The organism is Pantoea sp. X-Soil-ISGK-275, from assembly GCF_059730795.1.
Map to the genome: position 1 here is coordinate 2085656 of NZ_AP035976.1, position 24021 is coordinate 2109676.

Below are 24021 nucleotides of genomic sequence, written 5' to 3' on the forward strand. Positions count from 1 at the left end.
AAGCAGCATGAAGAAGATATTACGCACGGCGATGCTGTTAGCGTCGTTGGCTGCCAGTGCGCCGTTACTGGCGCAAACTTTTGTCTACGTCTCAGAAGCCGATGATGGCACCCTCGCGCGCTACGCGCTGAACGAGCAAACCGGTGCATTACAACTGTTGGGACGCACGCAAGCCGGTGGCAAAGTGATGCCGATGGCGTTGAGCGCCGATCATAAGCATCTGTACGCCGCGATTCGCAGCAAACCGCTGCAACTGGTGAGCTGGAACATCGACAGCAAATCGGGCGATCTCAGCCCATTGAATACCGTCTCCGCTGCGGCCAGTTATCCCTACATCAGCACGGATCCGCAAGGGCGTTTTCTGCTGGGCGCGTCCTACGACGGCGATGTGGTGCACGTTTACCAACTCAATAACGATGGCAAGCTGATGGCACCGCCGGTCGGTAGTTACAAAACCGGACATGCCGCGCACTCGGTGATTGTCGATGCGAGCGGAAAACACGCTTATGTCGGCAATCTCGGTACCGATCGCGTGCTGCAATTGAAGCTAAACGCCGTAGGCGAACTGTCGGGCTTGGGCAACGGTTATGTTAAAACGGCGACAGAGAACGGACCGCGTCATTCGGTGTTGTCGCCAGATAATCGCTATCTCTACAACATCGGTGAAATGGGCGGCATCATTACGCAGTTTCGTCGTGAAGCCAGCGGTGAGCTGGTGAAAGTGGCGGAGACGCCGAATGCCGTCGCTGAGAAATATAAGCTGCAACACGGTAAAGAGCGACCGCCGGGCTACAGCGACACCACGCCGCGCATCTGGGCAGCCGATATTCGTCTCACGCCAGACGGCCGTTTTCTGTATGTTAGCGAGCGGACCAGCAGCACCATCAGCGGATACCGCATCAATAAAGACGACGGCAAACTGACGCTGATTGATAGCTGGCAAGTCGAGAAGCAGCCGCGCGGTATCGCGATTACCGCTGACGGACGTTGGCTGATTGCCAGCGGCGAAAAGAGTGCGCTTACCGGCAGCTATGCCATTGATCAGGAAAGCGGGGCGCTGAAACGCGTTGGCGAGGCGCCAGCCGGCGGAGATGCCAATTGGGTGACGGTAGTAAGTTACAAATAATCCCGTAGGGTCGCCATTCATGGCGACCGCTATCAAAAGGCGCACCTTACAGTTGCTGATATTCCTCGTCAGAAACCGGCTCCAGCCACTCGTTAGAAGCGCCTTCAGCCGGTACTGCGATAGCAATGTGTGCGAACCAGCTATCCGCCGACGCGCCATGCCAATGCTTCAATCCCGCCGGAATGTTTACCACATCGCCCGCCACTAACTGACGCGCCGGCTGATTCCACTCCTGATACCAGCCGGTTCCGCCAGTCACCAGCAAAATCTGCCCGCCGCCATGATGGATATGCCAGTTATTACGGCAGCCGGGTTCAAACACCACGTTGCCGATGTTGACGCCTTCTGTCGTCAGCATGCTCAGATAGCTGGTACCGGTGAAGTATTGCGCAAACGCGTCGTTTTTAGGCCCTTTCGGGAAGATACCATTGCCGTCAAATTGGTCGTTCATCTTTATCTCCATGTCAGTGCAGCATGGTTAAAGTGTAGCGGCGCGATGGCTGAATGATAATGCGCTCAAAGCTGCAAACACTTGTGAGCGCAATTCATTAATGCAGGGTGCGTGACATTGTCACTGATTGGGGTAAACAGAGTGCGCTAACATTCCGCGACGATCGAACTTTCTGGCGGCTAACCACAGCAGCGCGGTGACAAACCAGCCAATAATCCACGATACATCGTTACCGGCAAAAATCCAGGTTAACGATCCGTGATGCAGTGGATTATCAATGAACGGCAACTGCACCAGCACGCCGCAGAAGTAGACAATTATGCCCGCCCAGTTCCAGCGACCGTAACGTCCGTTGGGCTGGGAAAGCGCCGGTACATCGACTTTACCTTTGGTGATCAGGTAGAAGTCGGTCAGGCTGATTGCGCTCCATGGCACAAAAAAAGCCAGTAAAAACAGCAGGAAATGAGTGAAGGATTTCAGGAAAGCGGGTTCGCTAATCAGCGCAATCACACAAGAAATAGTCACCATTAACACCACAAACAAAATGCGGCCGCCACGACTTAATGCGGTTTTCTGACGGAAGCCAGAGACGATGGTGGTGAGCGACATAAAGCTGCCGTAAGCATTCAGCGTGGTGAAAGTGATTTTGCCAAAGCAGATCGCGAAGTAGATCACCATCGCCATCGTGGCGCTGCTGCCTAAACTGACAATATAGCCAACCTCGTTGCCAGAGAAAGCCTTACCGGCAATCGCCGCGACAATTACACCCAACGTCATCGAAGCCTGCGTTCCTAAAACCGTGCCGAAGAAAACGCAGCTGAAAAGTTTTTTGGCTGAGACGTTGGCCGGTAAATAGCGCGAATAGTCAGAGACATACGGACAAAATGCAATCTGCCATGACGACGACAACGAAACCGCAAGCAGGAAGTTAGCGAGCGTGAAATGCTGATTCTGCCACACCGCGGACAGATCATGGGTTGAGAGCAGCGTGATAAACAGGTAAATAAAGGCAAGCACGCCAATCACGCTGGCCACTTTACCGAGCTTGTGAATCACGCGATATCCCAGCACCGCGATGACGACGATAATCGCACTGAACAGGATCATGCCTGACGCATTGCTGGTATTGATCAATTTGGCGAGCGCCTGTCCAGCTAGCACCGTACCGCTGGCAGAGAATCCGACATACATGATGCACACCAACACTAATGGAATCACCGCACCATAAACGCCAAACTGCATGCGGCTGGTAATCATTTGCGGCAATCCGAGACGCGGTCCCTGAATGGCATGCAGTGACATGATCGCCGCGCCCACAACTTGCCCAACCAGCAAGCCGATGATCGACCACACCACATCGCCGCCCAACACCACGGCCAGCGCGCCGGTTACGATGGCGGTGATTTGCAAATTGCCGCCAAACCACAAGGTGAACTGGCTGAAAGGATGTCCGTGGCGTTCGCTCGGAGGAATGTAATCAATGGATCGCGTTTCTGACAGGCGCTGTTTTTCTGCGCCGGCGTGATCTGCTGTAGGTGATTCGGCTGACATAGTTTCCTCGCTAAAACGGCTAAAGATGGGAAATTATTGTTAGTATGATGTGGCTTCTCTTGGTGGTACATGTATATACATGTAGCGATATTGTCATGCAGCATGAAAACTTACAATACGATCGGTCATTGGAAAATGTGATGACGCGGGCAAGGTTGGGAAGTTATGAAGTGACAGAGCGGAGGAAAAATCGGGAAGTTGATATGACGTCGCTACGTGAATTCTGTGAAAGGAGCAGGGCAGAAACTGCCGAGAATTGACGTAGCGATGCCTGTTTTATCCTCAATAACTATATCGTCCAGGGATTTGGCGCGGAATCATCTGCCTTATCCGCAGCAAAATCATCCAGTGAATCCAGATACAGTGCTTCAACCTCAGCGCGTGCCCAAGGTGTGCGGCGTAAAAACTTCAGGCTCGATTTAACGCTCGGATCGCTTTTGAAGCAGTTGATATTGATAAGCTTGCCCAGTTCGGCCCAGCCATAATGGGCGACCAGCGCATTAATTTGCATCTCAAGCGTTACGCCGTGCAAGGGATCTTTGGAGCGATGATCGTTCATAGGAAATCCTTAAAATGTTGACGGCAAAGGTTACAAGAAAGCCTCGCCAGCGGCAATGGTGCGATCTTCATTGCCGGTAAATGCGGTACACTTGTTGCCAGAAAATCACTATTGGACGGTACGCTATGAACGACAAGAAAATGATTTCCATCGATCAATTCAATCTCAATGAACGCGTTGCAGTAGAAGAAGCGTTTAAAGGATTGATGGAAAAGTATCGCCAGCGCACCGGCAAAGAGCCGGATGCGAAGAAAGAGAAAGAGTTCACGGCGGAAGCCCGTCAGCAAATCATGACGATGAAACTGGCCAAAGAGAAAGCGCTGGCTGATAAAGCAAAGAAAACGCCAACGCGCAGGAAGAAACCGGAGTCGCTGAAAGAGAGCGAAGTCAGCGATTTCAACTGGAAGGCGTCGGTGATTAAAGGGCGCAGATAACGACATCGTTAGTTCAACAGTCCGTTGCCAGAATTATCGCTGGTTACGGATTGTTGTTGATTGAGGTGATTAAAGGCAGGTGATGGGCTGATGGTGATTTGAATGCGCGCGCAGAGAGTTCATTTAACATAATATACATTATACGCCCTTTGGATGTGACGGCTAAATTCTGATGTCGTCTCTGAATCAGCTTTAAATCCCCACAAGCTCGGCATCATTCAACCACACTCTGTTAAAGCGTGAAACAGCTCGTTCTCTTGAACGTACCGCTCGTCAGGTGCTGCGGGTTTTCTGGATGATGACCGGAGAGAATCGCCCTACGGTTATTTCCTGATACTGACTAATTCACGAAGTGTTGCTGGCTCGAATTCAGAAAATGCCACAAAGATGTCGTCACCTTTCATGTCATAAATTTGCTGGAAATAAGATTTTGCACCATCTCCCGCACCCAGCGCATAAAGTGCACGCGCGAGCGTCATTCGTGAAAGAATCTGGTTTTGTTGCGCTTCCCATTCAAGGGCTTCTTTTGCTGCCTCAATGGCTTCTTGATAGCGCTGACATTGGATTAATACCGCGCCGTAGCCGCTCATAATCCAATAATAGATATCATTATCTCGCAAATGCGCTTTAGCGACTTCAGCTGCAGCAGCCCATGAACAGGCTGCTGCCTCTTTTTCACCCAACGTATCCAACGAAATACCCTGATTGGCTAAATCGAAGGCTTTTTCTTGCCAGCTTTTATGGTGGAACTCCATGTCATCGCCTCTTTTATCGTAGGAATAAACATAATCTCCTATGTAGCATAAATGCGTTATTAATGAAGTTCCTTATTTAGGCGTGTAAGTATTAATTAACGGCTCACTTCATGTCCAATCAAACCACCAATTGCCGCACCGCCCAGTGTACCGAAGGTGCTGCCACCGGTAAGCACCGCCCCACCTACCGCACCAACACCAGCACCAATCGCGGTATTTCTGCCACGATGCGACATGCCACAAGCGGTAACAGAAAACATAACCAGCACGACAATAGCGATATTACAGCTGCGTTTTAAAAGCATACAAAGCCTCACTGCCATGAATAGATGGCATGCAAAAGTTGTTTATTTGATTGTTGTTAAAATACCCAATCTGTTGTGACTGGCACTGCTCGTCGGCGTGAATTTAAGGTGTTTTACGCTGAGGTGGAAGGTAAAAAATCCTATTTGGTGCTGGTACTAGCGAGGCGGCGAGAAAGTCACCGCCTCATCAGATTAGGAGGCCGTCCGCTTTACGCGCGCCACCGTTCTCACCATCGCCAACGTGGCAACAATCACTAGTAAGCCACCCACCATCGCCATGGCTTTAAAACCAAGATGTTTAAACATCATTAGGCCGATAATCCCGCCAATCAGGAAAGAGAAAATGGTGGTCAGATGCGTCCACAGCTGACGTTTCTGGCCCGAAAGTTGTTTCGACGGATCGCGTCGGAACAGCGCCGCTAATACTGATGCCAGTGAAATCCCGGCATCGGTTAAGGTGCCGGTAATATGGGTTGAGCGCACGCGGCCATTGGATAACTGCGTTGAGGTTGAATTATGTACGCCCATCAGGAAGCCGAGAATAACAATAACTTCCCGGTTATTGGCCGATGAATAAAAGAACATTTCAAACAGCGATAACGCGATTAAGGCCAGTCCTTCAACCCACAATATTTGGCAGAATATAATACGATTGCCATTGGCTAATCCGCTGATCACCACCATTCTCGCCGTGACTGCACCACAAACAAAGGCAAACAGGATGGTGGCTAAAAAGGTGATATCGCGAAAGTTAACGTTCGACACTTCACTGGATAATTGTGAGGTATTACCTGACATGTGTGAGGGGAAAAAGCCAAACGCCCCCAAAGCGATCGCATTGAGCACGCCGGCTGCGGTGGCGAGCCACATTGCCAGATTCCTGTCCTCATCGTGCGTTCGTGTGCGTTTAAGTTTAATCAGCATCAGATACCTCATCATTCTGAACCAGGGCCGAATATTAAACATAGAGCACTACGGCGCGTACATGACCAGGAAATTCCCGAATAAGACGCTGAACATATTAAAGAAAGTAAAAAAATCAACGAGGCGGGAATATATTTAAATTAATGTAAAGATTGGCATACCATATATCTCCAGGTCGCCATTTAGAGTGACCCTCTTTTTACGAATCAACCGAATGATTTATTTTCATTGGGGCGACCACTACATTTACCCCTAAATCCTGCATACGACGCAAAATAGGTACCGGCGTGCCCTGATTGACAATCACCACATCGAATTCACTGAGATGCGCAAAGCGGTGCAGCGCGCGACGTTCAAACTTGGTGTTATCCATCATCAGAATGCGCTTCTGCGCGGCGTCAAACATCGCGCGTTTGGTCTCCACCGTTTCAGCAGATTGATGGAACACCGCATCGTCGATAATCGCAGACATGCTGACGAAGAACACGTCGGCGCGCAGGCTGGCAATTTCATCCCGCGTCATACGGCCCATAAACGCATTGCACCAGTGATAGAACTGTCCGCCTAAGCCCATCAACGTGATATCGCGGCCGTTGCGTAGCTCGTTCATCAAGGTCAGTGAATTGGTGATTACCGTTAGCGGCGCGCGTGCGGAGAGTAACCGCGCCATCTGTAGCACGGTGGTGGAATCATCGAGGAAAATCGCCTGGCCCGGTTCGAGATAGGTGGCGGCGACATCGGCAATCGCCTGCTTCTCTTCCAGTTGACGCGTGGCGCGGTAGATATCGCTGGATTCAACCAGGCTGGTTGGCGTCGCAGAGACCACGCCGCGCGATTTATGCAGCAGTCCGCGTTCGACCATCTCGTCAATATCACGATGCGCGGTCATCAAACTGATGCCGAAGCGATCGGTGATATCTTCGATGCGAATCGCCCCTTCAGCCATCACCGCTTCGGCGATTAACTGGCGACGGGCGAGCTGGCGCGCCTGACGGCTATCGCTGGGTAGGGTTTCGGCCATAAATACGCCAAGGGAAGAGTCCTGCGGGTTGTGGGCCATATTTCATCCGGGAAAGTGAAGCGGAAAGCGGGTTCGGCACTCATTACAGCGTTTAAAATGGGTTTTGGCAAATTGTCCGGATCGTATATTCATGTCGTTATAATCAGGTCGCCATAAATGGCGACCCTACGTGATTTTGGTTATTTACTGCTTCAACACAAACGGTGAAGCAAAGTTACCGGCGTTCTCCTTGGTGATCAGAATGCAGTCAAACAGCTGCTTCTCCGATGCCGCACCGGTTTTCCCGGTTTTCAGGAAGCTATCCGCCTGCTCTACCGCTTTCTGCGCGAACTGCGCCACCGGCTGCATTACGGTGTAAGCCAGCGTACCGGCTTTCACCGCGTCAACCGCATCCGGTGAACCGTCAAAACCGCCAACTTTGATCTGATTCAGCTTGCCGGCTTCTTTCAGGGCAGCGATCGCGCCCAGCGCCATTTCATCATTACCGCTGATCACGCCTTTGATATTGGGATTGGCCTGCAGCAGCGACTGCATTTTGTTGAAGCCTTGAGTGCGATCCCAGTTAGCCACTTCCTGGCCGACTTTCTTCAGCGTAGGGTATTGCGTCAGCACGGTGTCGAAGCCATTGGCGCGGGTGGCGGCGTTATTATCTGACGGCGGGCCAACCAGCTCGACATAGTTCGCGGTATCGCCCACCTGCTTCACCCACTCCATCGCGCCAACCGCCGCGCCCTGCGCGTTGTTGGATACCAGCTGCGCTTTGGCGAGGCCGCTCTGATTCAGTTCGGCGTTGATGATAAACACCGGAATATTGGCGGCGATGGCTTTTTTCACCGAGCCGACCGAGCCATCGGCGTTAGCCGGGTCGAGAATAATCGCTTTCGATTTATTAGTGATCGCCGTATCAATCAGCTGGCTTTCAGTATTGGTATCGCCTTTGTGCGCACTGACTTTGGCGCTGTAGCCCAGCTTTTCAGCGGCTTTCTGCGCCACCTGACCTTCCGTAAGCCAATAAGGGTTGGAAGGATCGTTAACGATGATGGTCATTAACCCGTTATCTGCCCAGGTGGGTGCAGCAAAAGTGGTGATGGCCATAGCCGCGGCCGCGATGAAGAGACGTTTAGTAAACATAGTTGGTGCTCCGTTATTATATGGGGTACAGGTTTTACGGATATCCGCGCGCTGCTGAAACCGCGCGCGTGAGTTAGCGAGCGCGCCGTCCGTATTGCAAAGTGTTGAGCAATACCGCCAGCACGATCACGGCACCAGTGAACACCGTCTGCCAGTAAGCAGAGACGCCGATAATCACCAGGCCATCAGAGAGAAAACCAATCACGAACGCGCCAAGCAGCGTACCGCGCACGTTGCCGCGTCCACCGGTCAGCGCCGCGCCACCGATCACCACCGCCGCAATGGCGGTCAGTTCATAGGTGGTACCGGCGGTTGGGCCCGCCGAGGTGAGCTGTGAGGAGAGCACCAGCCCGGCAAGTGCGGCGCAGACGCCAGACAACACATAGACGCTGATTTTGATGCGCTTCACCGGCACGCCCGACAGATCGGCCGCGCGTTCATTGCCACCCGACGCGTACAGCCAGCGGCCAAACGCCGAGCGGCTGAGCAGGAAACCACACGCCAGCGCCACCACACCCAGCACCAGCACGCCAACCGGGATATTGAAGATGCGATTAAAGCCGAGCCAGTCGAAGCCGGTATTTCCCAGCGCTTCGCTGCCTGAGAGTTTGTTGTAAGTGAGGCCGTTAGTAATCAGCAGCGCAATGCCGCGCGCCACATACATGGTGCCAAGCGTGGCGACGAATGCCGGGACGCGGAACCAGGCGATCAGTACGCCGTTGACTAATCCCACCAGCGCACCGACCACCAGCGTCAAAATCGCCACCGCCCACACCGGCAAATAGAGCACCACGCCGAGCGCTTCGAGGTTGATGCCCTGCATCATAAATCCGGCCATTACCCCGGCGAGACCAAGCGTAGAGCCCACTGATAAATCAATGCCGCCGTTGAGGATCACCAACAGCATACCGATCGCCGGCAAACCGAAAATCGCCACGTGCGACGCCATGGTGAGGAAGTTAGCGCCGGTAAAGTAGTTAGGCGACAACATGGAGAAGGTAGCGATAATCACCAGCAGCGCGATAAACGCGCGCCCTTCCAGCAGCAGGCGCGCCACATTCAGCTGCTTGTCACTTTTTTTCTTGTTCACCACCGGCGGCGTGTCCAGCGTTTGGGTTCTGTCAGTCATACCTTTTGCTCCACTTTTCATGTCATGCCACCAGAGACTCGCCTGAAGCGGCCATAATGCGTTCTTTACTGACGCTTGCGTCGAAGATGGCGGAGATGCGCCCTTTGCTCATCACCACAATGCGATGAGCAATACTCAGGCATTCGCCCACTTCCGAGGTGGTATACACCACCGCCAGCCCCTTTTTGGCGTTCTCCGCCAGCAGGCGAAACACTTCCGCTTTGGCACCGATATCGATGCCACGACTCGGCTCATCCAGCAGAATCACTTTGGGACGGGTGGCGAGCATTTTGCCGATCACCACTTTTTGCTGATTGCCACCGGAGAGCGAGCCAATCGCCGCGTCGCCACCGGCGGTTTTCACCGTCACGTTACGAATGCTGTCGTTGACCAGCTGTTTTTCCCGGCTTCTGGAGAGCACCAGTCCGCGTACAAAGTCGCCGATGCTGGCGAGCGACAGGTTTTCCCCCACCGACATGGTTTGTACCAGGCCATCGCGCTGCCGATCTTCTGGCACCAGCGCCAGCCCAATTTGAATGCGTTGCGAGATGTTCAGCGCGGAGATATCGGTGTCCTGCAACAGAATATGGCCGCTGCTTTGATGCAGACGTCCGGCGATGCACTCCAGCAACTCGGTGCGCCCCGCGCCCATCAGCCCGTAAATGCAGACGATCTCGCCGGCTTGCACCGCCAGCGATAAGTTGTCCACCAGCCGAATGCCGGTTTTGCTTTTCAGCGTCAGATCTTTCACCGTTAGCGCCGGCAGCCCGAAGTCGTAGCCCTGCGGCGGCGATCCCAGATCAAAGTGATCGCCGACCATGTTGCGCACGATCCATTCGAGATCGATCTCATCGCGTTTGGCATAGGCGGTCATCACGCCATCGCGCAGCACCACCGCACGATCGGTAATCTCCAGCGCCTCTTCGAGATGATGCGAGATATAGACAATCGCCACGCCCTGGCTGGTTAAATCACGGATCACCTGGAACAGCACCGCCACTTCTGCTGCGCTGAGTGCCGAGGTGGGTTCATCCATGATCAGAATCTGCGAATTGACCGACAGCGCGCGCGCAATCTCCACAATCTGCTGCTGGCCCAGACGCAGGTTTTCCACTGGCGTTAGCGGATCAATCTCCTCCTCCAGCGCTGCCATCAGGTGCGCCGTCACGCGCGCCTCTTCGGCATAATCGACGCCGCCCGGCTTCATGATTTCGCGCCCCATAAAGATGTTGTCGCGCACGTTCATATTTGGCGCGAGATTCAACTCCTGATGGATAATCGAGATGCCGCAGTCACGCGCTTCGGTGGCGGATCGAAAGGTCTTCTCCTCGCCGTTTAATAAGATTTCCCCGGTTGTTGGCGTAATCACGCCAGACAAAATTTTCATCAGCGTCGATTTACCCGCGCCGTTTTCACCAAACAGCGTGGTCACTTCGCCACGACGAATTTCGAAATTGACGCCCTTCAGCGCGTGTGTGGAGCCGTACACTTTACTCACGTTGCGCGCCTGCAGAATCACTTCGCCTTTCAGCAAGGCGGGATTGAGGTTGAACGGTTTCATTTCACCTCCATGCTGACCGGCGTCACCATCCAGTTTTTCGCGTTGAGTAAGCGGAACACGCCAACCACCTGCACGGTTTTACCCGGCAATGCATCGCGGTCCAGCTTGTCGAGCACCGCGCTTTTCATCGCACGATTGATCGCCGAACCGGCATTTTGATACTCGATTTGGTTAGTGAAATCGCCGAACTGAATCTTACCGTTGGCGTCACGCAGATCGGTGCCGGTAATCGCCGGACCGGTTTGCAGCCGCACCTGCATATCTGCCGGTAATCCGTCGATTTTCAGCGGGAAGATGCCCATCTGCCCCGCTTGCACCACGCCGGAGAATTTAACGGCAAACACCGGCAGCGGCGCGCCAACGCCATACTTCTGTACTGCTTCCTGCTGATTGGTTTGCAGCGCATCGGCTAACGTTTTGGCGTCTACCGCGCGTGATGCAACATCCTGCTGAATGGTCGGGAAGGTTTTCTGGCCGTAACTCTCGGGCGAGAAGCCTTGCTCCTGCGCATCTTCGGCGGAACCCATTTTTACCACCTTGGTGTCGAGCGCCATCGCCGCGATCACCGCGATCACCACCACACCGAGGGTGGCGTAGCGCCGCACGCGCTTACGGGAGATTTGCTGGGCCTGAATTGAGACATCGGACATAACGAGACCTCTCACTGACATCAGCTGCGATAATCGCGCCGACAATGTTATAAATGTGATAACTTGTGTGATGAGAATTGTGCTGGTGTGACTAAATTGTCAACAGGTGGCGCGCAATTTTTTCAGGAGAGCGATCTGGATCGCTTATTTGATGTCGGCCTCGTCACAAAGCGCATTAAACCCCGCCATATAAGCTTTTTTTCCGTGATGTCTCATTTCTTCTTGTGAGGATTTACCACCTAATCCGTGATCTGCTTCGCTATCCGAAATGAAATTTATTAGTTTTATCGAAAAATAATACAGTTTATATGTTATCTCAGTGAGAAGTGGTGTAAGACATTATTTAGCAAATTCATCACAGCCCGTTAACACCTTTCGGTGTTGGCGGCGATGAATTGAACTCTTCTTTCGGAGGTGTATGTGGACAGTGGCGATATCATTCTGGGTCTGGATTCCGGCACCTCGGTGGTTAAAGCGGTGGCGTTTGATCTGGAAGGCACGCAACTGGCATGCGCATCGGTGCGTAACCGTTATTACCGCAGCGAAGGCGGCGCGGCGCAGCAGTCAATGAGCCAAACCTGGCAGGATGCGGTCACCGCGATACGTAAACTGGGCGAGCGCGTCGACAACCTTGCCGCGCGGGTTGTGGCGGTGGCCGTCACCGCCCAGGGCGACGGCAGCTGGCTGGTGGGTGCCCACAATCAGCCGGTCGGCGATGCGTGGATCTGGCTGGATGCGCGCGCGGCACCAACGGTTGAAAAACTCAATCAGCACCCGTTAGCCGCCGCCCGCTTTCGCGCTACCGGCACCGGACTCAACACCTGTCAGCAGGGATCGCAGCTGGCGCACATGGATCACTTCTACCCCGAACTGTTAGCCCACTGCGAAGTGGCGCTGCACTGCAAGGATTGGCTTTACCTCAATCTCACTGGTATTCGCGCCACCGATCCTTCCGAGGCGAGCTTTACCTTTGGCAACTTCCGCCACCAGCGTTATGACGATCAGGTGATTGCCGCGCTGGGGCTGGAACAGCGTCGTCATCTGCTACCGGAAATTATCGAAGGCACGCAAACCACGCATCCGTTAACCGCTGAAGCCGCGCAGGCCACCGGTTTACGGGCCGGCACGCCGATCTGCCTCGGCTATGTCGATATGGCGATGACCGCGCTTGGCGCAGGCGTGCATACCGGGGAAGCCAATACCGCTTGCTCAATTGTTGGATCAACTGGCGTGCATCTGCGCAGCGTCACCATCGATGAGGTGTGGCTGAATCCGGCGCAAACCGGCTACGTGATTCCGCTGCCGTGGCCGGGCTATGTCACCCAGGTGCAAACCAATATGGCATCGACGCTCAATCTCGACTGGCTGCTGAATCTCGCCAGCGATCTGCTCAACAGCTTTGGTTGCGAAATCGATCATGCCCGTTTGGTGGGACATATCGATCGCTGGCTCAACGCGGCCAAACCCGGCAGCCTGCTTTATCACCCTTATATCTCGATTGCCGGTGAGCGCGGACCGTTTGTTAATGCCGAAGCGCGCGCCAGCTTTACCGGCCTGAGTTACACCCACAATTTTGGCGATCTGGTGCGGGCGGTAATCGAAGGCATTGGTTTTGCCGCGCGCGATTGCTATCAGGCGATGGGCAGTTTACCGGGGGAAATCCGGTTAACCGGCGGCGCAGTGCGTTCGCAGCCGTTACGCCAGATTTTGTCGGCCTGCATTGGGGCGCCGGTGCGCATCAGCCAGCGCGACGAAGCCGGTGCGGCCGGTACCGCGATGATGGCGGCGGTAGCGATTGGCGCGTATCCGTCGATGGAGAGCTGCGTCAAAACCTGGGTGATGCCGCTGCTGGATGCGCCCGAAGCACCGGCCAGCGAACTGAGGCAGCGCTACAACCAGCTGTTCCCCACCTATCAGCAGATGCGTAACGATCTTCCTGCCGCCTGGCACGCGCTAAAACAGTTTTAAGGAGTAAATCATGAGTGAACACATGCTGGATCTATTTGTGATTGGCGGCGGTATCAACGGTGCGGGTATCGCGCGTGACGCCGCCGGTCGCGGCTTGTCGGTGATGATGTGTGAGAAAGATGACCTCGCGCAGGGCACCTCATCGCGCTCCGGCAAGCTGGTGCACGGCGGCCTGCGTTATCTGGAGTATTACGAGTTTCGTCTGGTGCGTGAGGCGCTGATCGAGCGCGAAGTACTGCTCAACGCCGCGCCGCATATCATCTGGCCGATGCGCTTTGTGTTGCCGCATAGCCCAACCGATCGTCCGGCGTGGCTGGTGCGCCTCGGCCTGTTTCTCTATGACCACCTTGGCGGCCGTCAGAAACTGCCGGGCACGCGTTCGCTGGATTTACGCCGCGATCCCGAAGGTGCGCCGCTGCTGGACAGCTACAGCAAAGGATTCGAGTACTCCGATTGCTGGGTGGATGATGCGCGGCTGGTGATGCTGAATGCGCTGGATGCCGCCGAGCGTGGCGCTACCATTCTGCCGCGCACCCGCTGCGTGGCGGCAACACGTCACAACGGCAAATGGGAAATCACCCTGCAGGATGTCAGCGGTACCTCGCGCACCGTGTTTGCCAAAGTGCTGGTCAACGCCGCCGGGCCGTGGGTGCTGGATATCGTTAATCAGGTGACGCACACCAAAAGCAGTCGCAACGTGCGGCTGGTCAAAGGCTCGCACATCATCGTGCCGAAATTCTGGGAAGGTCAGCAGGCGTATCTGGTGCAGAACACCGACAAGCGGGTGATTTTTATCAATCCGTATGAGGGCGATAAAGCGCTGATCGGCACCACCGATATTCCGTGGCAGGGCAAAGCGGAAGCGGTCACCGCCGACGACAGCGAGCAGCAATACCTGATCGATGTGGTGAATCGCTACTTCAAGGTGAAACTGCGCGCCAGCGATGTGATCACGCGCTTCTCCGGCGTGCGTCCGCTGTTTGATGACGGCAAAGGCAATCCATCGGCGGTGACGCGTGATTACGTGTTTGACCTCGACGATCAGCAAAACGCCCCGCTGCTGCATGTGTTTGGCGGCAAGATCACCACCTTCCGCAAGCTGGCTGAACACGCCATTCAGAAGCTGGCACCGTTCTTTCCCAACATGGGAGCGGACTGGACGCGGGGCGCCACCTTACCAGGCGGCGATATGCCACACGCCGATTTCGACAGCTTCTTAGAGCAGGTTAAAGCGCGCTGGCCGTGGCTGCCGCAGCCGCTGCGCAAACACTATGCGCGGCTGTATGGCACGCGTATCGATAAGTTGATCGGTTACGCCAATGCGTTGGGCGAACTTGGCCGTCACTTTGGTGGGCAGCTGTATGAAGCTGAAGTGCGTTATCTGGTGGAAAACGAGTGGGCGCAGCAGGCTGAGGATGTGTTGTGGCGTCGCACCAAGCATAAATTGCACCTCGATGAGGCGCAGCAACAGGCTTTTACCCAGTGGTTCAACGCCACCTTTGTTGCTCCCGCGCCGCTGCGTGCGCATGCTGGATAAGAGGTGAATCATGCCGTTAACGCTGTCACTGAATACCAATCCACTGGTGAATCGCTTTGCCGAACCGCAGGATTTGATTCACACCGTGGCGCAGCAGATCCGCATTCGTGATGTGCAGCTCACCCATGAATTCATCAATCCCGGCTGGCCCGCTGCGACCATCACGCGCATGACGCGCCGCATGCAGCAGGCGCTGCGCACCACCGGCGTGCGCGTGACCTCCGGCATGACCGGGCCGTATGGCCGCCTCAACCATTTTGGCCATCCTGATGTTGAAGTGCGCCGCTATTACGTGGACTGGTTTAAAACCTTCGCCGATATCACCGCCGAACTGGGTGGCGATTCGGTGGGATCGCAGTTCGCCATCTTTACTCAGCAGGATTTCAACGATGTTGCGCGCCGCGACGCATTGATCGATATCGCCATTGATTGCTGGGCCGACGTTGCCGAACACGCCAAAGCCGCCGGATTGACATACCTGTTTTGGGAACCGATGAGTGTGGGCCGCGAGTTTGGTGAAACCATTCCGGCCTGTTTAGCGCTGCAGCAGCGTTTGAGCGAAGCCTCGATGGCGCTGCCGATGTGGATGATGGCGGATATCGATCACGGTGATGTTACCTCCGCCGATCCGCGCGATTACGATCCCTATGCGTGGGCCGAAGCGGTGCCGCGTTATTCTCCGATTATCCATATTAAACAGAGCATGCTGGATAAAGGCGGACACAGACCTTTTACATTGCAGTACAATGCCGGCGGCCGCATACAGCCGCAGCCGCTGCTGGACGCGCTGGCGCGCGGCGGCGCGCAGGATAATGAGATCTGCCTTGAACTGAGCTTTAAAGAGCGCGAGCCAACCGACAGCAAGGTGGTAGCCGAGATCGCCGAAAGCGTCGCCTTCTGGGCCGGACATATTGATACCGGCGTGCAGGATCTGCATTTGGCGGAGTGAGGTGCGCATTTCCCCTCACCCTAACCCTCTCCCGCAAGCGGGCGAGGGAACTGTCCGCGCAGGCTGCTCGATCGGCTCCTTCTCCCGCCTGCGGGAGAAGGTTGGGATGAGGGCCAAAGTGCACAATTTAAACCAAAGGACAACTCATGAAACCGGCACCAACCTCGACTGAACGCGACGAATCTCTGGCGCTGCGCGCCGCCTGGCTGCATTACGTCGGTGGTTTGACGCAGGCGGAAGTGGCGAAACGACTCGGGCTGCCATCGGTGAAAACGCACCGCATGATTGCGCGCATGGTGGCGGAAGGCGCGGTGAAGGTGTCTATCGATGGCGATATTGTCGCCTGCGTTGCGTTAGAAGATCGGCTGCGGGCGAAATTCGCGCTTAACTTCTGTCATGTCGCGCCTGACCTTGGTGAAGAAGGTTTGCCGGTACGTGCGCTGGGCATGGCGGGCGCGGATTATCTGCGTAATTTGCTCACCGCGTCGCCTTCTACCACGCTAGGTCTGGGACACGGCCGCACCCTTTCCGCCGCCATCCATCAATTGCCGCGTATTGATGCGCCGCACATGCGCTTTGTCTCGCTGCTCGGCTGTTTAACCCGCAACTACGCGCTCAATCCCCATGACGTCATGCATCGCATCGCCGAGAAAACCGGTGCGCAGGCTTACATGATGCCGGTGCCTTTCTTTGCGAATACTCAGGAAGATCGTGAAGTGTTGCTGGCGCAGCGAGGTGTGAGCGAGGTGTTTGCCATGGCGGCGCAGAGTGAAGTCAAACTGGTGGGCATTGGCACCGTGGAACCCGCCGCTCAACTGGTTGAAGCCGGCATGATTGATGAAGCGGAGATCAATGATATCTCCTCATCCGGAGCGGTCGGCGAACTGCTGGGCCACTTCTTCGATGCCAACGGGCAGATGATTCACACCAACCTGACGGCACGCACCTTGTCGGTGGATCTCGATCTTTCGCATCGCGCAGAGATTGTCGCCCTGGCGGGCGGCGCCAGTAAAGTCGCTGCGATTCGCGCCGTGCTGGCCAGCGGTTTGGTGACCGGTTTGATCACGGATGAATTGACGGCGCAGGAATTGGTGGGTTAAAAAAAGAGTAGTAAGATGTTCTCTATATAGTACCAATGATGCTTATTGGTACTATATAGAGAACATCCACGCCAGCATGCAGCATTGGAAAAAACATACGCTTATGTTTAAAATGTTCCACATAGAGTACATATAACGCTTATTGGTACCATGCATGGAACAGATGATGACCTCTTTCACTTCACCTCCCTCACGTTATGCGCAGGAAGCGATTGCCTTATTGGCTTCCTTGATTCGTGCTGAACGTATCGAGAAGCAAATTCCGGTATCCGAATTGGCTGAAAGAGCTGGCATTTCGCGTGGGACTTTACATCGTATTGAGCAAGGCGATGTGAAATGTCAGATTGGCAGTTATTTTGAGATTGCGGCCATCCTGGGTATTCCCCTGTTTGATACAGAGGTGAGTTTGCCCTCATTGGTCAGTCATCGAAATCGTGTTGAGGAAAAGCTAAAGCTGTTACCTAAACACACCAGCAAAATAAAGAGCAGCAGGAAGGTGAAGGATGACTTCTGAAGCGCGTTTAAGAGACGCTTACATATGGATATGGCTTCCAGGTGAGATATCGCCAGTGGTGGCGGGCAGGATAGAGGCTGAAGACGATACGCTGTTTTTCAACTATGGTCGTAGTTATCTACAGCGAGAAAACCGCATCCCGCTCAATCCCAATGAACTTCCTCTGCAGACTGGCGTTATACCGCCGCTGAATGGGTTAAAGATTGCGGGCTGTATTCGTGATAGCGCGCCTGATGCCTGGGGACGACGTGTCATTATCAACCGTCGAATGGGACGGAAAGGTGCCAACGTCGATACCGGAATACTCGATGAGCTAACGTATCTCATCGAGTCTGGTTCAGATCGCATTGGTGCCCTGGATTTCCAGCACTCGGCAACGGAGTACATTCCGCGATCGGCTGCGAATGTCACCCTTCATGAATTACTGGAGTCTGCTGATCGGGTCGAAAAAGGCGTGCCGTTAACACCTGAATTGGATCAGGCGCTTTTCCATGGGACGTCGATCGGTGGCGCGCGGCCCAAAGCGCTGATCGAGGCTGAGGGAAAAAAATACATTGCTAAATTTTCTGCCAGTGCGGATATCTGGAATGTAGTGAAAGGCGAATTCCTGGCGATGCGATTGGCGCAGTTGGCAGGTTTGCATGTCGCCCCGGTCAAGTTAGTCAAAGCAGCTGGACGCGATGTGATCATGATCGAGCGTTTCGACCGCGAACAAAAAGCTGATGGATGGACACGAAAAGTAATGCTTTCGGCGCTGACCTTGTTTGAACTCGACGATATGCTGGCGCGCTATGCCAGTTACGAAACACTCGCTGAAATTATTCGTCAGCGATTTGCGTCGCCCAAAGAGACTTTGCTGGAACTGTATAAACGGCTTTGCTTCAATATTCTCTGCGGCAATACCGATGACCATGCCCGTAATCATGCTGCATTCTGGGATGGTAAAAGCTTCAGTCTTACGCCTGCTTATGATATTTGCCCGCAGGGCCGCGCTGGCAACGAAGCCTCGCAGGCGATGCTGATAAGCGGCAACAATAATTTAAGTCGCATGAGCAGCTGCCTGGATGCAGCTCACCACTTTGCTTTGAGCCGCACTGACGCGCATACGCATTTCATGATGTTAAAAACGGCTATCGAAACCTATTGGCATCATGTTTGTGATGAAGCCGAATTGAGCCAGGTGGATCGGGAAAGTCTGTGGAACAGGCAATTCATCAATCCTTTTTCACTTGAATAACTGATCGCGTAAATTAAACCAAACTTACTTCCACGCCCATCTCACGCAGCGTTTTTAGATAGCTCGCCTCCAGTTCGGCATCGGTGATCAGTTGTTTAAACGGCTGAAGCGGTGCCAGCGCAAATGGATGAATCTGGCCAAACTTTGAGGAATCCGTCAACGCGATGGTGTGCGTGGGTTTTTCCATGATGGCGTTGACCACGTCACAGCGCAACATATCGCGGCCGGTAAAGCCGGTGACGACATCCCAGCCATCAATGCCGATGAACGCCTTGTGGAAATTGAGGTGCTGAATACACAAACGCGTCAGCGGTCCCACCACCGATTCACTGCTTTTCTGGAACAGGCCGCCGAGGATGATCACATCGCCGCCCTTTTCGCGCAGCAATCCGGCGATGTAATGGCTCACGGTAATGATGGTGATGTCGTTGCGTTCACTCAGTTCACGCGCCAGCAAGGCGTTGGTGCTGCCGCCTTCGATAAACACCGTTTCACCGCTGTTCACCAGCGACGCTGCGTATGCGGCCAATCGCTTTTTCACCGCGAAGCGGGTTTGCATACGCGCGCCGACGTCATCACTTTCTGGTGCCACGGCAGAACCGTGCACGCGGCGCAGAAAGCCGCCTTTCTCGAGGAGATTGAGATCCTGACGCACGGTCACTTCCGAGACGCCGGTGGTGTGCGCCAGCTCATTAACGCTGACGCTGCCGCGCTCGCTAACCAATTGGATAATCTGCTGATGACGTGCGTTCATAACACCCGCTACTGTGAAGTTTTTGTCAAGCTTACCAGAAATTTAGCCCAATCCGAGACTGCGGCGACCGTTGATATTTAACGCATCGAGGGTGAAGCGATCGCGCCACTGCGTTTCGTAATCCTCCTGCGGGAAATCACTCGGCGATGCACCGGTGGCCAGCGCTTGCGCCACTTTGGTCGCGTAGGCGGCATTTTTCTCGCACAGCGGCGCGGCGGGAATGTACATCACATTGCCCCAGCCTTGCTGATCGTCTACTGGCGCAACCGAATGGATCACATCGCAGTGCCACCATACCGAATCGCCAGCCTGCAGCGCAGGAATCGAACACAAGCCGTCAATCAGTTCCGGATGCCACTGCGCCGATACCGGCAACACTTTGCCCGGCGCGACGCCGCACAACTCATCTTCCGGCACATCTTTCAGCAACGGACGCAGCAACAAATAGGCCATCGCTTCCGGCACCGGCACCACATGCAGCAAGCCCTGACCAATCTGCATATCCGACAGCGCAGTCCAGCCCTGAAAAGTCCGGAATACCGAGCACTTGGTGGTGGTGCCCGATTGATACTCATTCACTTCTGTGCGATGCGCCGCATCCCAGGGATCGTATTGATCAAACTGGTTGGTGAATATTTTGCTGAACACCTGCTGATACGCTGGCAATAACCAACGCTCCAGCGCGCCTGAATCGGTGTGCGCGCCGAGACCTTTGGAGGTGGTGCCCGGCAAGCGGCGACGAATGCGATCGGGATATATAATGCTGACGTCAGGTTCAAACCAGCGTGTGCCGCGTGACTCAAAGGTCCACAAGCGATTGAGGAATGATTGCGTTTGGGCCATGGCATCGCTTTGGCGCGCTGACATCTGCGCATCGCTCCAGTAAATCGGGTAGATTTCCGGACGGGACGCATCAAGGTTGCCGAAGAAGTTATCGCCCGGCCCTTTATAGACATTGTCGAAATCGTTGTCATCGAGGTACGTGAGCATCGACTCATCCCACGCCAGCGCCTGTTCGCGCGGGAAAGTTTGCTTCACCACCACACAACCGCGTCGACGGATATGATCCTTCACCTCATCACTGATGCGTCCCGCCGCAATATCCTGCTGGCTGACCTGCGGCCACGCGCTGCCGTTTTGCACCTCTTCCGCACGAGCGGCGGCAATTTCGCTGACGATTTTGCTTCTGACTTGTTCAAACAGGCCTTCGACATCTCCGATCTGCTCTCTCAGCACGCTTTTCATCAGGCGAACGTTTTGTTTGAAATCATCAGGTTGTTGCAATGAAGTGAAAGTATTATTCATGACATGCTCCGATTCGTTAACTTGCGCTTTTCATTCGAAACTAAATTGCGCTTCATTCATAACAAATGCGCAGCAATAAACAATGCCACAACCGTCGAATCCGGAAGTTGATCACATTAAGATTGAAAAATAGCTTTCAGGTGAAAGTGGCCACGAATTGAACGCCACCACTCAACGATCAGGATTTTGACGTTTTCGGTAACGCTTGCAGAATGGCATCCACGCACTGCTGCGCCGAGAGCATTGCGCTATCCAAGTTGCCAGCCCTTAATCTCTCCTTACCGCTTTTCGCCCTGTAATTGGATAACGCCTTCGCTTAATACAGATCCGTCAGTCTTCCAAAGACCAGTTAAGTGACCAGCCTCTCAACTCTTATTCCTTCTATTAACAATTCCTTCACCTTTCGTCCTTCAGCACAGCTCCAGCGACTACGATCTCATCCTGGCGAACTGGATCTGGAGCATCTCATGGATAACATTAAAACCCGCGAACAACGCCTGAGCGCCCTGCGCTTGCGTTCGTCGACACCGGTGTTGATTGTCGGCGGCGGCATCAACGGCATCAGTACGTTTCGCGAGCTGGCGTTGCAGGGCATTCCGGCGATTCTGGTGGAAAAAGGCGACTGGTGCCAGGCGGCCAGCGGCGCGCTGTCGCGCATGATTCATGGCGGTTTGCGGTATCTGGAAACCGGTGAGTTCACGCTGGTCAAAGAGTCGGTCACCGAGCGCGACCGGCTGCTGAAAAATGCCTCGCATTATGTCTTCCCCTTACGCACCACGGTGCCGATCGATAATCTCGCTGGCGGCTTAGTCAATGCCACCCGCCGTTTTCTGCGCCTGAGCGATAAACCGACGCGACGTGGTGCGTTGCTGATTAAAACCGGGCTCAGCCTGTATGACATCTACACCCGCCAATATGGATCGATGCCGAAGCATCAGGTGCGCAATGAAGCCGCCACGCGCGATCGCTGGCCGGGATTCGCGCCTTGGGTGAAATACAGCGCCAGCTATTACGATGCCTGGATCAGCGCGCCTGAACGGCTGGGGTTCGAGTTGATTGATGATGCCGAAAAAGCCTGCCCAGAGGCGCTGGCGCTCAATTATCTGCAGCTGGTCAGCGCCGAGGGCGAAACCGTAATTTTGCAGGATGCGTTAAGCGGCGAGCGTTTTAGCCTGCAACCGCATGTGCTGGTCAATGCCGGTGGCGCATGGATCGACCAGCTTAACCAACGCATCACCGCCAGCCGCGATCTGCCAAGGCTGATTGGCGGCACCAAAGGATCGCACCTGATCCTCGAACACCCCGAATTGCTGCATATGCTGGATGGCGAAATGGTCTATTTCGAGAATCAGGAAGGCCGCGTCTGCATCATGTTCCCGTGGTTCGGCAAGGTGCTGGTGGGTTCCACCGATATCCGCGTGGACGATCCTGACGCGGTGGTGTGCGAAGAGAAGGAAAAGGATTACATCCTTGAGTCACTGCGTTTCGTCTTTCCGCACATCGCGGTGGCGGACTCCGCCATCGTGTATACCTTCTGCGGCGTCCGTCCGCTGCCCGCCAGCGACGCCAAACTTAATGGGCAAATCTCACGTAATCACTCGTTAGTGGTGTTGCCGGCTGACGCGAATCGCGCCTGGAGCACGCTCTGTTTAGTCGGTGGCAAATGGACCACCTTCCGTCAGTTCGGTGAAGAAGCGGCGGATCGCGTGCTGCGTCTGCTCGGCGAAAAACGTCAGGTATCAACCGGTGATGTGCCGATTGGCGGCGGGCGTGACTTCCCCAAACCTTCAGGACAAACCGCGTGGCTGGCGCAACTGGCGCAGCGTTATGGCGTGCCGCTGCCGCGCGTGATGCAGCTCGCCAAACGTTACGGCAGCCGTGCCCTGCCGCTGCTGGCGCTGATCCAGCAGCACGGCGAGCAAATGTTGCAGCATCACGCCGCCTACAGCGATGTCGAATTGCGTTATCTGATTGAGCATGAACAGGTTTGTCAGCTGGAGGATTTGCTGGTACGCCGCACCTCGCTGGCGATTTGCGGTGAACTTAGCGCGCCGCTGGTGCAGGAGATCGCCGAAATCATGGCCGCGACGCTCGGCTGGAGCGATAGTGAACGTGCGCAGCAACTGCAGCGCGGCTGCGCCAATCTGGCGCGTTTGCACGGACTTACCGGCCTGTACCCCACGGTTTTTCAGGAGGAAACACGACATGTTAGTAACCAATAAAGTGCGCATGCAGCGCCTGTTTCAGCACGGCAAATGTCTGGATGTCGCCATCGATCACGGTATCGCCAACGAGCCTGATTTCCTCATCGGTCTGGAGAATATTGCAGATGTGATGGATAACCTGATCGCCGCACAGCCGGATGCGATCCAGGTCAACTACGGTCAGGCCGATCTGCTACAACGTGTGGCGGGACGTAAACCGGCGCTGGTGATGCGCACCGATGTGGGCAATGCCTACAACGCGGCGCGTCACCGGGAAATGTGGGCGGTGCTGCACAATCCTGATGAACCAATCCTTGCCGCGTTGCAGATGGACGCCGCCGCAGTGGTAGTTAATCTCTATCTGATCCCCGATGAACCGGGCATTTTCCGCATGTGCGTTGAAAACATTGGCCGCCTGCGTCAGGCCTGCGATCGCTACGCTATGCCGCTGATGATTGAACCGCTGGTGATGGCTCCCGCCGGGCAAGGCGTAGCTTACGGCTCGCTGGGCGATGTGGAGAAGATTGTGCCGCTGGTACGGCTGGCGCGTGAGTTGGGTGCCGATATTATCAAAGCCGATCCCACGGAGAACGTGGAAGATTTTCATCGCGTGGTGGAAGCGGCGCGCTGTCCCACGCTGGTGCGCGGCGGCGGCAAAGGTGAACTGGCGGGCGTGCTGACCAAAAGCGCCGCGCTGATGGCGCAAGGTGCCAGCGGCATGGTGTATGGCCGCAATGTTTATCAGCACGATAATCCGTCCCGCGTGGTGAAAGCGCTGATGGCGATTATTCATCAGGGCGCCAGCGGCCCGGACGCATTGGAAATCTATCAGCAGGGTTAAGCCTTACCTGCACCG

General features: G+C 54.8%; 23 protein-coding genes. 10 read left to right on the forward strand and 13 right to left on the reverse strand.

Features of this window, described 5'->3' with window-relative positions:
* Positions 1 to 7 precede the first annotated feature (7 nt).
* Complete coding sequence (locus tag AC6I8A_RS09720) at positions 8 to 1126, forward strand: lactonase family protein (protein WP_497818391.1); 1119 nt, start codon at positions 8 to 10, stop codon at positions 1124 to 1126.
* 46 nt (positions 1127 to 1172) lie between these two features.
* On the opposite strand, the gene AC6I8A_RS09725 is transcribed toward AC6I8A_RS09720, so the two are convergent.
* The 3 genes from AC6I8A_RS09725 to AC6I8A_RS09735 all read right to left on the reverse strand — a co-directional run bounded on the left by AC6I8A_RS09725 (position 1173) and on the right by AC6I8A_RS09735 (position 3687).
* The gene (locus AC6I8A_RS09725; RefSeq protein ID WP_154156110.1) at positions 1173 to 1577 is read right to left on the reverse strand and encodes a cupin domain-containing protein; all 405 of its coding nucleotides are present in this window, start codon (positions 1575 to 1577) and stop codon (positions 1173 to 1175) included.
* Positions 1578 to 1697: 120 nt separating this feature from the next.
* Positions 1698 to 3128 carry a purine-cytosine permease family protein gene (locus AC6I8A_RS09730; protein WP_497818392.1) on the reverse strand — a complete coding sequence of 477 codons (1431 nt, stop codon included), beginning with the start codon at positions 3126 to 3128 and terminating at the stop codon, positions 1698 to 1700.
* A 289-nt stretch (positions 3129 to 3417) separates the two neighbouring features.
* Positions 3418 to 3687, reverse strand: a complete 270-nt coding sequence (locus AC6I8A_RS09735; RefSeq protein WP_497818393.1) for a VF530 family protein — start codon at positions 3685 to 3687, stop codon at positions 3418 to 3420.
* 125 nt (positions 3688 to 3812) lie between these two features.
* On the opposite strand from AC6I8A_RS09735, the gene AC6I8A_RS09740 reads away from it, so the two are divergent.
* Positions 3813 to 4121 (forward strand): hypothetical protein, encoded by a 309-nt coding sequence (locus AC6I8A_RS09740; protein WP_256696458.1) that lies wholly within the window; start codon positions 3813 to 3815, stop codon positions 4119 to 4121.
* A 323-nt stretch (positions 4122 to 4444) separates the two neighbouring features.
* Here the strand turns inward: AC6I8A_RS09740 and AC6I8A_RS09745 are convergent, their stop codons facing one another.
* From AC6I8A_RS09745 to AC6I8A_RS09780, 8 genes are all read right to left on the reverse strand, one after another.
* Positions 4445 to 4876 (reverse strand): tetratricopeptide repeat protein, encoded by a 432-nt coding sequence (locus AC6I8A_RS09745; RefSeq protein WP_497818394.1) that lies wholly within the window; start codon positions 4874 to 4876, stop codon positions 4445 to 4447.
* 95 nt (positions 4877 to 4971) lie between these two features.
* Positions 4972 to 5181: a YMGG-like glycine zipper-containing protein gene (locus AC6I8A_RS09750; RefSeq protein ID WP_061718879.1), complete on the reverse strand. Its 210-nt coding sequence runs from the start codon at positions 5179 to 5181 to the stop codon at positions 4972 to 4974.
* Positions 5182 to 5373: 192 nt separating this feature from the next.
* Positions 5374 to 6105, reverse strand: coding sequence for a YoaK family protein (locus tag AC6I8A_RS09755; protein ID WP_256696460.1), 732 nt, complete (start codon positions 6103 to 6105; stop codon positions 5374 to 5376).
* Positions 6106 to 6304: 199 nt separating this feature from the next.
* On the reverse strand, positions 6305 to 7165 hold the full coding sequence (locus tag AC6I8A_RS09760; protein WP_256696461.1) for a DeoR/GlpR family DNA-binding transcription regulator: 861 nt from the start codon (positions 7163 to 7165) through the stop codon (positions 6305 to 6307).
* Positions 7166 to 7309: 144 nt separating this feature from the next.
* On the reverse strand, positions 7310 to 8257 hold the full coding sequence (locus AC6I8A_RS09765; protein ID WP_007888383.1) for a D-ribose ABC transporter substrate-binding protein: 948 nt from the start codon (positions 8255 to 8257) through the stop codon (positions 7310 to 7312).
* A 73-nt stretch (positions 8258 to 8330) separates the two neighbouring features.
* Complete coding sequence (locus AC6I8A_RS09770) at positions 8331 to 9386, reverse strand: ABC transporter permease (protein ID WP_008104141.1); 1056 nt, start codon at positions 9384 to 9386, stop codon at positions 8331 to 8333.
* A 22-nt stretch (positions 9387 to 9408) separates the two neighbouring features.
* Positions 9409 to 10947, reverse strand: coding sequence for a sugar ABC transporter ATP-binding protein (locus AC6I8A_RS09775; RefSeq protein ID WP_497818395.1), 1539 nt, complete (start codon positions 10945 to 10947; stop codon positions 9409 to 9411).
* Entirely contained in the window at positions 10944 to 11597 is a 654-nt protein-coding gene (locus tag AC6I8A_RS09780; protein ID WP_265298287.1) for a DUF2291 domain-containing protein, read from the reverse strand. The genes AC6I8A_RS09775 and AC6I8A_RS09780 overlap by 4 nt, the downstream gene beginning before the upstream one ends.
* A gap of 420 nt (positions 11598 to 12017) precedes the next feature.
* Here AC6I8A_RS09780 and AC6I8A_RS09785 point away from each other — a divergent pair, with 420 nt between their 5' ends.
* From AC6I8A_RS09785 to AC6I8A_RS09810, 6 genes are all read left to right on the forward strand, one after another.
* Positions 12018 to 13565, forward strand: a complete 1548-nt coding sequence (locus AC6I8A_RS09785; RefSeq protein ID WP_497818396.1) for an FGGY-family carbohydrate kinase — start codon at positions 12018 to 12020, stop codon at positions 13563 to 13565.
* 10 nt (positions 13566 to 13575) lie between these two features.
* Positions 13576 to 15102 (forward strand): glycerol-3-phosphate dehydrogenase, encoded by a 1527-nt coding sequence (locus AC6I8A_RS09790; RefSeq protein ID WP_497818397.1) that lies wholly within the window; start codon positions 13576 to 13578, stop codon positions 15100 to 15102.
* A 10-nt stretch (positions 15103 to 15112) separates the two neighbouring features.
* Entirely contained in the window at positions 15113 to 16051 is a 939-nt protein-coding gene (locus tag AC6I8A_RS09795) for a sugar phosphate isomerase/epimerase family protein (protein ID WP_293796893.1), read from the forward strand.
* Between the two features lie 146 nt (positions 16052 to 16197).
* Complete coding sequence (locus AC6I8A_RS09800) at positions 16198 to 17151, forward strand: sugar-binding transcriptional regulator (protein ID WP_256696468.1); 954 nt, start codon at positions 16198 to 16200, stop codon at positions 17149 to 17151.
* A 154-nt stretch (positions 17152 to 17305) separates the two neighbouring features.
* Positions 17306 to 17665: a helix-turn-helix domain-containing protein gene (locus AC6I8A_RS09805; protein WP_293796894.1), complete on the forward strand. Its 360-nt coding sequence runs from the start codon at positions 17306 to 17308 to the stop codon at positions 17663 to 17665.
* On the forward strand, positions 17655 to 18902 hold the full coding sequence (locus AC6I8A_RS09810) for a type II toxin-antitoxin system HipA family toxin (protein WP_293796895.1): 1248 nt from the start codon (positions 17655 to 17657) through the stop codon (positions 18900 to 18902). The genes AC6I8A_RS09805 and AC6I8A_RS09810 overlap by 11 nt, the downstream gene beginning before the upstream one ends.
* Before the next feature lie 13 nt (positions 18903 to 18915).
* Here the strand turns inward: AC6I8A_RS09810 and AC6I8A_RS09815 are convergent, their stop codons facing one another.
* Complete coding sequence (locus AC6I8A_RS09815) at positions 18916 to 19656, reverse strand: DeoR family transcriptional regulator (RefSeq protein WP_497818398.1); 741 nt, start codon at positions 19654 to 19656, stop codon at positions 18916 to 18918.
* A 42-nt stretch (positions 19657 to 19698) separates the two neighbouring features.
* Positions 19699 to 20961 carry a DUF1479 domain-containing protein gene (locus tag AC6I8A_RS09820; protein WP_497818399.1) on the reverse strand — a complete coding sequence of 421 codons (1263 nt, stop codon included), beginning with the start codon at positions 20959 to 20961 and terminating at the stop codon, positions 19699 to 19701.
* 467 nt (positions 20962 to 21428) lie between these two features.
* Between AC6I8A_RS09820 and AC6I8A_RS09825 the strand changes: the two genes are divergently transcribed.
* Complete coding sequence (locus tag AC6I8A_RS09825) at positions 21429 to 23183, forward strand: glycerol-3-phosphate dehydrogenase/oxidase (protein WP_497818400.1); 1755 nt, start codon at positions 21429 to 21431, stop codon at positions 23181 to 23183.
* Positions 23167 to 24006, forward strand: a complete 840-nt coding sequence (locus AC6I8A_RS09830) for a class I fructose-bisphosphate aldolase (RefSeq protein WP_265298242.1) — start codon at positions 23167 to 23169, stop codon at positions 24004 to 24006. Before AC6I8A_RS09825 ends, AC6I8A_RS09830 begins: the two co-directional genes overlap by 17 nt.
* Positions 24007 to 24021 lie beyond the last annotated feature (15 nt).